The 12,303-nt window shown below is 70.7% G+C and carries 6 protein-coding genes; 4 read left to right on the top strand and 2 right to left on the bottom strand.

Going from position 1 to position 12,303, the window contains the following annotated elements:
* The first annotated feature begins 27 nt into the window (after positions 1 to 27).
* The 3 genes from ACIO3R_RS09820 to ACIO3R_RS09810 all read left to right on the top strand — a co-directional run bounded on the left by ACIO3R_RS09820 (position 28) and on the right by ACIO3R_RS09810 (position 4,186).
* On the top strand, positions 28 to 1,725 hold the full coding sequence (locus ACIO3R_RS09820; protein WP_385028852.1) for a phytoene desaturase family protein: 1,698 nt from the start codon (positions 28 to 30) through the stop codon (positions 1,723 to 1,725).
* Positions 1,722 to 2,777: an MDR family NADP-dependent oxidoreductase gene (locus ACIO3R_RS09815; RefSeq protein WP_385028832.1), complete on the top strand. Its 1,056-nt coding sequence runs from the start codon at positions 1,722 to 1,724 to the stop codon at positions 2,775 to 2,777. Before ACIO3R_RS09820 ends, ACIO3R_RS09815 begins: the two co-directional genes overlap by 4 nt.
* Positions 2,778 to 2,992: 215 nt before the next feature.
* Complete coding sequence (locus tag ACIO3R_RS09810; RefSeq protein ID WP_385028834.1) at positions 2,993 to 4,186, top strand: cytochrome P450; 1,194 nt, start codon at positions 2,993 to 2,995, stop codon at positions 4,184 to 4,186.
* 5 nt (positions 4,187 to 4,191) lie between these two features.
* On the opposite strand, the gene ACIO3R_RS09805 is transcribed toward ACIO3R_RS09810, so the two are convergent.
* Positions 4,192 to 5,109 (bottom strand): hypothetical protein, encoded by a 918-nt coding sequence (locus ACIO3R_RS09805; protein ID WP_402104900.1) that lies wholly within the window; start codon positions 5,107 to 5,109, stop codon positions 4,192 to 4,194.
* A 277-nt stretch (positions 5,110 to 5,386) separates the two neighbouring features.
* On the opposite strand from ACIO3R_RS09805, the gene ACIO3R_RS09800 reads away from it, so the two are divergent.
* On the top strand, positions 5,387 to 11,611 hold the full coding sequence (locus ACIO3R_RS09800) for a beta-ketoacyl synthase N-terminal-like domain-containing protein (RefSeq protein ID WP_402104898.1): 6,225 nt from the start codon (positions 5,387 to 5,389) through the stop codon (positions 11,609 to 11,611).
* A 452-nt stretch (positions 11,612 to 12,063) separates the two neighbouring features.
* Here ACIO3R_RS09800 and ACIO3R_RS09795 read toward each other — a convergent pair.
* A partial coding sequence (locus tag ACIO3R_RS09795) for a TetR/AcrR family transcriptional regulator C-terminal domain-containing protein (RefSeq protein ID WP_402104897.1) occupies positions 12,064 to 12,303 on the bottom strand: 240 nt, incomplete at its 5' end.

Raw genomic sequence — 12,303 nt, 5'->3', positions numbered from 1 at the left:
GCACGGGCGCCGCGCGACAGGCAAACCATGATCATCATCGGTGCCGGACTCGGCGGTCTCTCCACCGGCTGCTACGCCCAGATGAACGGCTACCGGACCCAGGTGCTGGAGATGCACGAGATCCCGGGCGGCTGCTGCACCGCATGGGAACGCGGCGACTTCACCCTGGACGCCTGTGTCAGCTGGATGCTGGGCAGCGGCCCCGGCAACGAGATGCACCAGATCTGGCTGGAGCTCGGCGCGTTGCAGGGCAAGGAGGTACGCCACTTCGACGTGTTCAACATCGTGCGCGGACAGGACGGCAGAGCGGTCTACTTCTACTCCGACCCGGACCGGCTGCAGGACCACCTCACCGAGCTCTCGCCCGTCGACGCCAAACAGATCCGGGAGTTCTGCCGTCAGCTGCGCTCCTTCCGCAAGGCGCTGGCCGTCTACCCCTTCCTCAAACCGGTGGGGCTGATGGGGCGAGTGGAGCGCTGGCGCATGCTGGCCTCGTTCGTCCCGTACTTCAACGCGGTGCGCAAGTCGATCTCGGTGCTGATGTCGGACTACTCGGCCCGGTTCAAGGATCCGCTGCTGCGAGAGGCGTTCAACTTCGTCCTCTACGAGAAACACCCGGCGTTCCCCGTACTGCCGACCCACTTCCAGCTCGCCTCGCACGCCAACCTCTCGGCGGGCGTCCCCGAAGGCGGATCGCTCGGCCTCGCCGAGTCGATCGAGCAGCGCTACCGGAGGCTCGGCGGCCGGGTCACTTACAACACCAAGGTCGAGGAGGTCGTCGTCGAGGACGACCGAGCCGTCGGCGTCCGGCTCAGCGACGGCCGGGAACTGCGTGCGGACATCATCGTGTCCGCCTGCGACGGCCCCACCACGATGATGAAACTCCTGGGAGGCCGCTATCTGAACGACGCCTACCGGCGGCTCTACACCGAGACCATCAACGAACCGGGCATGGTGTTTCCCGGCTACTTCACCCTCTTCCTGGGACTCAAACGGCCCTTCCCCGAGGGCGACCCGTGCACGACCTACCTGCTGAACGAGGAACAGGCGGCCGAGCTGACCGGCATCCGCCACCGGAGCATCAACGTCCAGTTCCGCAGCTGCCACTACCCGGAGCTCTCGCCGAGCGGGACGACCATCGTCTACGCCACCTACTTCTGCGACATCGCCCCCTGGCGCGCCTTGGACGAAGGCCCGGAACAGATCACCCGGAGCCGGGGCGGCCAGGAGCTCCACACGCTCCCCGTGCGGCACGGCCGCGGCTACTACGCGGCCAAACGGCGGGCACGCACGGCGCTCGTGAAGTTCCTGGAGGAGCGTTACCCCGGCCTTGAGGACGCCATCGCGGTGCGCGACGTGTCGAGCCCGCTCACCCAGGTCCGATACACGGGCAACCACGACGGGACAGTTCTGGGGTGGCAGCCGTTCGTGGAGAGCGGCGAAACCCTGGAGGAACTCGTCAAGAAGCACGGTCCCGGGCTCCCCGGCCTGGACAACTTCTATCTCTCCGGCGTCTGGGCGACGACGGGCGGACTCATCCGGGCCGCCGCGGCGGGCCGGCACGTCGTGCAGTTCGTCTGCCGTGACGACGGCAGACCGTTCACCGCCTCCCTCGACGAGACCCGGCCACCGCCGACCCATCTCGTCATTCCGGTCGGAGGCCGCCCCGAGGGCTCCACCGCGGCCCCTTTCGACCTCACCGGTATGGAACAGGAGCAGAAGTGAAGATCAAGGAGTGGGTCGTCCGCGAACACGTCGAGGGCGCTCCCGACGTCGACCGGATCTACGAGAAGATCGTCCGCGACATCGACGTGGACCTGGCTCCCGACGAGATGCTGCTGAAGACGCGGTACGTCTCGGTCGATCCCTATCTCCAGGGCATCGCGCTGGACACCCCGCTCGGCCGGCACATGGGCGCCGACTCGATCATGGAAGTGCTGGAGGCGGGTCCGCGGGCCGCGCACCAACCGGGTGACCTGGTACAGGGTTTCGGCGGCTGGCGGTCCCACCTGGTCAGCGCGGGCGAGGAATCGCTGTGGCAGACGGGAACCTTCCCGATGGTGTTCCCCGCCTTCCGCCGCCTCGACCCGTGCTGGTACGACGACGCGCTGCCCCTGGCGACCGCGCTGAGCGCGATGGGCGGTCCGGGCATGACCGCCTGGGGCACGCTCTCCACGTTCCTCGACGCCGGGCCGGGAGACACCCTGGTGATCAGCGGTGCTTCCGGAGCGGTGGGGACACTCGTCGGCCAGCTGGCCCGGATCGCGGGCGCCCGCGTGGTCGGCACGACGTCGAGTCCGCAGAAGGCGGAGTACCTGTCACAGCTGGGGTTCGACGCGGTCGTCGTCTACCGGCAGGGCGACAGCGCCGAGAGCGTGCGCGACGCGCTCGCCCGAGCGGCTCCCGACGGCGTCGACCGCTACTTCGACAACCTCGGCGGCGCCGTGACCGACGTGGTCTTCTCCCTGCTCAACGTGGGCAGCCAGGTGGCGGTGTGCTGGCAGTGGGCGACCCAGGTCGGCCAGGACGCGGTAGGACCCCGGCTCCTGCCGTACATCATGTTCCCGCGCGCCACCGTGCGCGGGATCTTCTCCCTGGAGTGGTTCACCGACGAGAACTGGCAGTCGCTCCACACCGAACTGGGCGGCAGGGTACGGCGGGGGGAGGTCGTCTGTGACCACACCCTCCACCACGGCTTCGACAGCATTCCCGCAGCCTACGGGAGCCTCTACCACGACCGGGGGACCAACCTGGGCAAGGTACTGGTCGAGCTGTGACCGCACGGCGAGGACGCGGTCGCCGACGCACGGAACGGTAGCGGGCGACCTCATTACCCGTGAGCACCCGCCGCCGTCCCCTCTTCCCTCCCCCCGATCCGTCCAGCAGCCCGTCCTGTCCCGTCGGACACACACAGCCAGGAGGCACTTTGTCCGCCGCAGTAAGCACCAGCAAGAGTGCTGGTCCCGAACCGTTGTTGGCCCCGCTCCACCGCATGGAGTTCGAGGTACCCGGCCCGCCGCGGCTCACCGAGCTCACGGACGGGTCGCCGGCCTGGCTCGTCAGCCGGTATCCCGATGTCAGGCAGGTGCTGAGCGACAGCCGGTTCGGCCGCTCCGAGCTGTACGCGCCGGACGGGCCGTCCCTGTCCCAGCTGCCGGGGCTGGTCAACGACCCCGACCTGATGTTCAACCAGGACGGCCCCGACCACCTGCGACTGCGCCGCACCATGCGCCGCGCGTTCACTCCGAGAGCCGTCGCCCGATGGCAGCCCTGGATCGCGGCGATCGTGGAACAGCTGCTGGACAGCCTGGCCCTCGGCGACGGACCGGTGGACATCGTCGCGGAGTTCACGCTGCCGCTGCCGGTGGCCGTGATCAGCCGGCTGATGGGGCTCGACGGGGCCGCGCGTGAGCGGATGCGCCACTGGAGCGACCACGCGTTCACGGACGGCTCCCGCTGCGGTGACGAGGTGGGCGCGGCCATGGCCGAGTTCTCCGCGTTCGGCGCTGAACTGCTCGCCGCACGGCGACGCGAGCCCGGGGACGACCTGGTGAGCGGCCTGGTCCAGGCCGCCGACGAGGAGGGCGGCATTCCCGAGGCGCAACTGGTCAGCCTCGTCTGCGGGCTGGTGGTCGGGGGCCACGACAGCACGATGACCATGCTCGGGAACTCACTCCTGTACCTGCTCACCGAGCGGCAGGAGGCCTGGCCGCTCCTGGCGGCCGCAGGAGAGTCGGCCGGAGTGGTGGCCGACCGCCTGCTCCACCTGATTCCCCTCGGCGACGACCGCGGGAGCACACGTCGCGCGGCCGAGGGCGTCGAGGTCGGGGGCGTTCTCATCCCGGCCGGAGCGGTGGTCCTGGCGGACTGCGGAATGGCCAATCGCGACCCCGACGTCTTCCCGGCAAGCACGGCGGACGACCTGTTCGCACCGCTGGAAGCCCCCACCCTGTCCTTCGGCGCCGGCCCGCACTACTGCCTGGGCGCCTGGCTGGCCCGGGTCGAACTCCAGCTGGCCCTGCACCGACTGGCGGCCAGGTTCCCGGGACTCCGGCTGGCACAACCGCCGCGATCCGTCCACTGGCGTGTGGGGACCACCTCACGCAGTCCGGAACGCCTCCTGGTGACCTGGCCGCGGACGGAGCCGGCCCGGTGGCTTCCGCGCCCTGCGGCTCCGGGCGCGTGAGCGGGTCAGACCGGCTGCACGAGGCCGCTGACCGGGTACGAGACGGTGTCCTGAGCGGGACGGGACAGATGGACGGCGGTGTGGAAATGGCCGTCCGTCTCCTTCCCCCGGGGGTCCTCGCCGGCCGCGGTCACTGCTGCGACGGCGAACTGCCGCTCCTCGTCGCTGGTGAACCGACGCTGGACGAAAGTAGGGGAAGCCGCCTTCTCCGTGACCAGTCCGAAGGAGTCCAGGCACTGCGCGATGGGCCGGTAGGAGCCGGTACGCAGCACCAGTGCCGCCACCCACACCGGGGCGTCGGCCGATTCGAGAAGTGGCCGGAAGGTGCGCGACGACAGGAAGCTGGCCCCGCCGGTGACCGTGATCAGACGGGTGCGCCGCGCCGCGCGCAGGAGGGCGGCGGACGGCGCCGCGACCTCCAGGTTCTCGCCGAAGCCCTCGTCCAGCAGGCCCACCTCGCGAGCGTAGGCGACGGCATTGGGCGCCGCGTCGAGGCCGAACACGCGGACCGCGTCCGGGCGGCGCCGGGACCGGTAGAACTCGCGGTCCCAGGCGATCAGCTCACTGGTGGTCATCGCCGACGCCCTGGACGAGGTGTAGTGGGCGTACAGGTCGTCCAGCGTCAGATCGTGGTTCAGCAGGGCCGCGTTGATGCCGTAGGAGCAACAGATGTCCAGTATCGCTCCGCCCCCGGTGGCGCACACGCCGGTCGCGAGCAGCCGGCGGTGGAATCCCTGGGCGTGGTGCGGGGTCCGGTAACCCAGCGGCTGGAATGCGCGGAAGAAGGCCCGGGGATCGGGGCGGTCGTAGATCTCGTCGAAGGGCGTCATGGACTCCTGGGCCCCGGGCATCGCATCGTCCGGCCGGTCGCCCGCCCGCTTCTCGTGATCATTGCCCGTTTCGCCCGATGTTTGAACTGTCACACGCACTCCTCTGTCGGCCTGCCTCGCCCGCCGTCGTCCCGGTCAGCATCGGTCCGAAGGAGAGGAAGCGGAACAGGCACGGAAAGGAACCGGCCAACCACCGGCCAGTCACCGTGCGATCAGGCTTCTGTCCCGGACCGGACGGCTCCGACGTTTCCGGCGGCCCGGACATGCCGGCCGTCAACACGCCGGGTTCGAACAGATGGTGGGCTCACTCGTCTGTGGATCCATACTGGTTCAACATCAACTCCTGTCCGATGAGGAAGTGTTCGTCCCGGTGACATCACGCGTAGCCCCGATCCGGCCACTGCCCGAGCTGCTCCGGGAACATGCGGGCCGCTTCGGCTCGAAGGTTGCGTTCCAGGACCCCGTGTCCCGTGTGACGTATGCGGAGTTGGAGCTGCGCACGGGACGGCTGGCCGGCCATCTGGCCGGACTCGGGCTGCGGCACGGCGAGCGGGCTGCGGTCCTTCTGGGCAACCGCGTCGAAGCCGTGGAGAGCCTGCTCGCTGTCACCAGAGCGGGCGCGGTCGGCGTGCCGATGGACTCACGGAGCACGCGAGCCGAGCTGGCTCACATGCTGGACGACAGCGGAGCCCGGGTCGTCTTCACCGACCGGTCCCATCTGGGCCTGCTGGGGCCGCTGTTGCCGGAGCGCCCGCACCTGCGCGTGGTGCTCCTCCGGTCGGCGGGTAGTGACGCAGCGGCGTATACGGAGGCCGGCACGTTCTCCTACGAGGACATGGCCGACACCGAACCGACCGTCCCCGCCCCGGACGACCTCGGGCTCGACGAGGTGGCATGGCTGCTCTACACCTCCGGGTCGACCGGCATCCCCAAGGGCGTGCTGTCCACACAGCGCAACCGCCTGTCGCCGGTGGCCGCCGGTTTCGTTGCCGTTCTCGGTATGTCGGCCGACGATCGACTGCTCTGGCCGCTGCCTCTGCACCACGCCATGGGCCAGATCCTCTGTGTCATCGGGGTGACCGCGACCGGAGCGTCCGCTGTCATCCTGCCGCGGTTCTCCGCGGCGGACGTGCTGGGTGAACTCAGTCGGACGGAGAACCCGTTCACGTTGCTGGCCGGTGTGCCGGCGACGTACGCCAAGTTCCTCGACGCCGTACGTGCCGAGGGGCTGACGGCCCCCGGGCTCCGTGGCTGCGTCAGTGGAGGTGCGGCCGCCGGTCCCGTCTTCGAGCGGGCCTTCGAGGAGATCTGCGGGGTCCCGTTCCTCGAGCACTACGGGAGCACCGAGGCGGGGCCCGTCACCATGCCCGCGCCGGGCGCCGCCCGTGCGGCCGGCTCGTGCGGCCGGGTGCTGCCGGGCTCCCGGGTACGTATCGGCGACGGCAGCACGAGCAGCGGCGGTGGTGAAGCGTCGGGCGAGGGCGAGTTGTGGGTCTCCGGCCCCGGTGTCATGGCCGGGTACCACGGCCGGCCCGACGACACCGCCCTGGTGCTGCGCGACGGGTGGTACCGCACCGGTGACCTCGCCCGGATCGACGCCCGCGGCGAAGTCACCATCACGGGCCGGGTCAGCGAGCTGATCATCCGCGCGGGCGAGAACATCCACCCCTCCGAGGTGGAGGCGGTGCTGCTGACGCTGCCGGACATCAAGGACGCCGCCGTGACCGGCCGGCCCGATGACGTACTCGGTGAGGTGCCGGTCGCCTATCTGGTCCCGGAGAAGGCCGGCGCACTCGACAGGAGAGCGGTCCTCGCCGCCTGCCGGGAGCAACTGTCACCGTTCAAGATCCCCGCTGCTCTCTATGAGGTGGACGGGATCCCGCGCACCGCCTCGGGGAAGGCCAGGCGGTACGCGCTCGCCGACCGCCCGGCGAGGCTTCTGGAGGCGGAAGCCTCCTCGCCCGCTGGGACGGACGCGGTGGATCTGCAGGCTCTGGTACGGGGCGAGGTCGCCGGCGTACTGGACTGCGCGGTCGACGAGGTGGAGCCGGGCACCGCGTTCCGCGATCTGGGTCTTGACTCGTTGACGGCGACCGAACTGTCCAGCCGTCTGTCGGCGGCGACCGGTCTCTCCCTGTCCGAGGCCGCCGCCTTCGACTTCCCCACCGCGACCGAGATGGCCGCGCACCTCGCGGCGCGGCTCACCGGTGAACCGGCCGCCGCCGGCCCCGTCCGCCCGGACGGGGCCGGAACGGACGACGACCCCGTGGTGATCGTCGGGATGGCGTGCCGTTTCCCGGGCGGGGTGGAGTCCCCGGAGGATCTGTGGCGGCTCGTCGATGACGGTGTCGACGCCATCACCCCGTTCCCCACCGACCGGGGATGGGACATCGACGGACTGTTCGACCCGGATCCCGGGCGGGCGGGCCGGACGTACGTACGCGAGGGCGGCTTCCTGACCGGTGTGGACCGATTCGACCCGGCCTTCTTCGGTATCTCGCCCCGCGAGGCACTGGCGATGGATCCGCAGCACCGGCTGCTGCTCGAAGTCGCCTGGGAGGCCTTCGAGCATGCCGGAATCGATCCCGGCACGGTGCGCGGGACGCCTACTGGTGTGTACGCGGGGCTCATGTACAGCGACTACGCCGGCCGGTTCGCCGATACCCCCGAGCACGTGGAGGGGCATCTCGGTATCGGGAACGCTGGCAGTGTCGCCTCCGGCCGGATCGCCTACACCCTGGGTCTGGAGGGGCCGGCGATCACGGTGGACACGGCGTGCTCGTCGTCGTTGGTGGCGCTCCATCTGGCCGCCCAGGCACTGCGCAGGGGCGAGTGCTCACTCGCGCTGGCCGGCGGTGTCACGGTGATGTCGGGGCCCAGCTCCTTCGTGGAGTTCAGCAGGCAGCGCGCGCTGGCCCCCGACGGCCGCTGCAAGGCGTTCGCCGCTTCGGCGGACGGCACCGGGTGGGCCGAGGGCGCGGGAATGCTGCTGATGACCCGGCTCTCCCACGCCAGGCGGGCGGGGTACCGGGTACTGGCCGTGGTACGCGGCTCCGCGGTGAACCAGGACGGTGCGAGCAACGGCCTGACGGCGCCGCACGGACCGGCCCAGCAACGGGTGATCCGCCAGGCACTGTCCGACGCGCGGCTGGAGCCGGCGGAGATCGACGCGGTGGAGGCGCACGGCACGGGCACCCGGCTCGGTGACGTCATCGAGGCGGAGGCGTTCCTGGCGGCCTACAGCCGGGCCGGGGCGCGGGAGAACCCGCTGTGGCTGGGCTCGGTCAAGTCGAACATCGGGCACACGCAGGCCGCGGCGGGCATGGCCGGTGTGATGAAGATGGTCCAGGCGATGGAGCACGGCGTGCTGCCCCGTACGCTGCACGCCGACGAGCCCACACCGAGGGTGGACTGGTCCTCTGGCGCGGTGTCGCTGCTGACCGGGGCGGTGCCGTGGCCGCGGACCGGCCGGCCCCGGCGGGCGGGTGTCTCGTCCTTCGGGATCAGTGGCACCAATGCGCACGTGGTACTCGAACAGGCGCCCGCGGCGGACCGGTGCGCCCCGGACGAGGTCCTCGTGGCCGGACCGGAGGTCACTGCGGCGGCCGTGCCGTTCCCGGTGTCGGCGAGGAGCGCCGCAGGGCTCCGGGCACAGGCCCGACGGCTGCACGACGACGTGGCCGAGCGCCCCGGAACACGCCTGCTGGACCTCGGGTTCTCGCTGGCCACCACCCGCGCCGCCTTCGAGCACCGTGCCGTGGTGGTGGCCGGTGACCGGGACGGGCTGCTCGCCTCCCTCGGCGCGGTGGCCGAAGGGAAGCAGCATCCGGGGGTGAGTACGAGCGGCCCCCGCCCGGCGGGCCCGGTCGTGTTCCTGTTCACGGGCCAGGGCAGTCAGCGGGCCGGTATGGGCCGCGAACTGTATGAGACCCATCCCGTTTACGCCCGTTCCTTCGACGAGACCTGCGCGCTGCTGGATCCGCTCCTGCCGAAGCCGCTGCGCGAGGTTGTGTTCGCGGACGACGGAGCCGAGGAACCGGACGAGAGCGGACTCCTGCACACGACACGGTTCGCGCAGCCCGCGCTCTTCGCCCTGGAAGTGGCCCTGTTCCGGCTGCTGGAGTCCTGGGGCGTACGCCCGGACATGGTGGCGGGGCATTCCGTCGGCGAGGTGGCGGCGGCGCATGCTGCCGGGGTGTTGTCTCTTGCGGATGCGTGTGTGCTGGTGACGGCGCGGGGTCGTCTGATGGATGAACTTCCCGCGGGCGGGGCCATGGCCGCGATACGGGCCGAGGGGAGCGAGATCGCCGCGTATCTCGCCGGCAGGGGGCGGGGGGTGGACATTGCGGCGTTGAACGGCCGTTGGGTGGTCGTTTCCGGTGACGAGCCGGCGGTGCTGGAGGTCATGGCGTACTGGCACGAACAGGGTTGCGAGACCAGGCGGCTGCGGGTGAGCCACGCGTTTCACTCCGCGCGTATGGAACCCATGCTTGACGCGTTCGCCGTGGTGGCGCGGGGGATCATCTACTCCCGGCCCGTGCTCCCCCTGGTGTCGGTGGTGGCGGACCGGTCCGCGACGGACGCGGAACTGCGCTCGCCCGGCTACTGGGTGGACCATGCACGCCGTCCGGTCCGCTTCACCGACACGGTGCGGTTTCTGCGGGAGCGGGGCGGGACCCACTATGTGGAGCTCGGCCCGGACGGTGTGCTCTCGGGTATCACGCGGGACTGTCTGTCCGACATGCAGGCAACCGAGCCGGTGACGGACGGAGCCACGCCCGCACCTCTGGTCGTCCCGGCGTTGCGCGGGTCCCGGCCGGAAGCCGAGGCACTGCTCACCGCCGTTGCTGTGCCGCGGGAGCACCCGCTGACCGGCGTGGTGCACACCGCGGGTGTGCTGGACGACGGTGTGATCGCGGCGCTCACACCGGAGCGCATGGATCGTGTGCTGCGGCCGAAGGTGGACGGGGCGCTGGCCCTGCACGAGTTGACCCGGGACAGTGACCTGTCGGTCTTCGCCCTGTTCTCCTCGGTGGCCGGTGTGTTCGGATCCGGTGGCCAGGGCAACTACGCGGCGGCGAACTCGTTCCTGGACGCGCTGGCACAGCACCGCAGGAGCATCGGTCTGCCCGGCACCTCCCTCGTCTGGGGCCCCTGGCAGCAGACCGGTGGAATGACCGCCGAGCTGGCAGGCGCGGATCTGCGCCGGATGGCCCGCTCCGGCCTCGTCCCGCTGCGGACCGATGAGGGCCTCGCGCTCTTCGACACCGCCGTCGGGAGCGGGGACGCCGTCCTGGTCGCGGCACGCCTGAACCCGGAGGTGCGCGGGACCGCCGATGCGCCCCTCTCCCGTCTGCCCGGCCGCGGGCCCTCCCGCCGGACACCCGCGGAGCCCGAGGCCGGCGGTTCCCTGCGACGACGGCTGGCCGGCACGCCGTCCGGCGAACACGGCGCACTGCTTCTGTCGGAAGTACGGACGGAAGCCGCCGCGGCGCTCGGCTACACCGCGGGACAGTCCGCGGTCGAGGCGGACCGTCCGCTGGCGGAGCTGGGCCTCGACTCACTGGCCGCGGTCGAGCTGCGCAACCGGCTTGCGACGATGACGGGCCTCGCCCTGCCCGCCACGCTCCTCTTCGACCACCCCACCCCGCGCGCGGTCGCCGCCCACCTTGAGGAACGCTTTTCCGGGACGGCCCCGGAAACACCCTCCGTCCCGGTCGCGGCCCGCACGGCCGGTGCGACGGGCGGAGCCCCGGAAAGGACTGCGGAACCGGGTGGCACCGACTCCCTGTCCGCGCTCTTCCGTACGGCGTGCGCACTCGGCAAGGCATGGGACGGCATGGCACTTCTGACGATCGCCTCCCGCTTCCGTGACGTCTTCGACAGCACGGAAAGCCGCGGCACCCCGCCTGCGGCTGTCAGCGTATCGACCGGCCCCGCCCGCCCCCGGCTGATCTGTTTCCCGGCGCTCAGCGCGCTCTCGGGCCCTCATGAGTACGCCCGCTTCGGGTCGTCCCTCCAGGGGCTGCGGGACGTCTCGGTGCTGCCGAATCCAGGATTCCTGCCGCGCGAGGCCCTGCCCGCCACACTGGAGGCGTTCGTATCGGCACAGGCCGCCGCGGTTCTCGCGTGCTCGGGCGACGAGCCGTTCGTCCTGCTGGGGCGCTCGGCCGGCGGCTGGGTGGCGCAGGCCGTTGCCGAACACCTGGAACGCGCGGGCGTGCGCCCGTCCGCCGTCGTCCTGGTCGACACCTTCCCCGGGGACAGTGTCAGCGGCGCGCAGGACGGGCCCGCGCTCTCGGCCATGACCGTCGGAATGCTCGACAAGGCTGCCCAGTTCGCCTCGGCGGAGACCGACCGGCTCACGGCGATGGCCGGCTACCTGGACCGGTTCTCCGGCTGGGAACCCTCGGAGCTCTCGGCCCCCACGCTCTTCGTCCGGGCCGGGGACGCTCTGCCCGGTATCGAAGCGGCGGAGCCGTGGAGCCTGCCGCACTCGGAAGTCACCGTGCCGGGCGACCACTTCAGCGTCCTGGAGGAGCATGCCCGCACGACCGCCCTCGCTGTCCACGCGTGGCTCTCCGAGCACCGCTGACCCTGAATCCTGCCCTGATTGATTCCCGCCCTGATTCCGTCCCTGATTCCGGAGCGGATGACCAGTAGCCGTAGGACTCGCCGTGCGCACGGCGAGCCGGCCGGGTTACACGCACCCTGCGCAACGGTGGCGCCGCGAGCCGGGCGGTACGTGCTTGCGGCGCAACTGCTCACCCTATGAAACGGCGGCTGACGCACGAGCTGCCCGGCACCGCGTGTGGGAGCCTCTGTGGTGTGGTGTGGTTCTTTTTGTTGTGTGGGGGTTTGGTGGTGCGGGTGAGTTTTCCGGGGTGTTTGTTTGTTGTTCTGCTGTTTTGTGGGGTGTGTTGTGTTGTTGTTCTCGATGTGGTGGCGCAGCGTGGTTGGCGGGATGGGTGGCAGGGTGGCTGTGGTGGGGAGGTTGTGATGTTTCGTAGCTGGTAGGGGTGTTGGAGGTTGGTTTGCGGTCAGTGGTCATGGAGTGTGGTCAGGTCCGTAGGCCCGTAGGAAGGTGTCCACTGCGGTTTCGGCTATGGTGCGGGTTTCGGTGGTGGGGACCGTGCGGGTGCCGAGCCGGGAGCGCGTCTCTATCGGGCCGGTGAGCAGGGCGAGGAGCTGCTCGGCGGCCTGGTGGTCCGCGCCGGCCGTGGCCAGGTGGCGGGCCCGGCCTGACCGGCCGCGAGAGGCATTGTGTGTCTGGGGAGGGTGGTGGTG

Source organism: Streptomyces sp. NPDC087428, from assembly GCF_044744085.1.
In the GTDB taxonomy this organism is placed as follows: Bacteria; Actinomycetota; Actinomycetes; order Streptomycetales; family Streptomycetaceae; genus Streptomyces.
Note: the sequence above shows the minus strand (reverse complement) of the source record. Positions and strands in the feature narration are given on the sequence as shown.

Bases quoted from the DNA above. Each gene is read 5' to 3' on its own strand.
- ACIO3R_RS09820 (WP_385028852.1), top strand. From the start codon at position 28: ATGATCATCATCGGTGCCGGACTCGGCGGTCTCTCCACCGGCTGCTAC.
- ACIO3R_RS09810 (WP_385028834.1), top strand. From the start codon at position 2,993: ATGGAGTTCGAGGTACCCGGCCCGCCGCGGCTCACCGAGCTCACGGAC.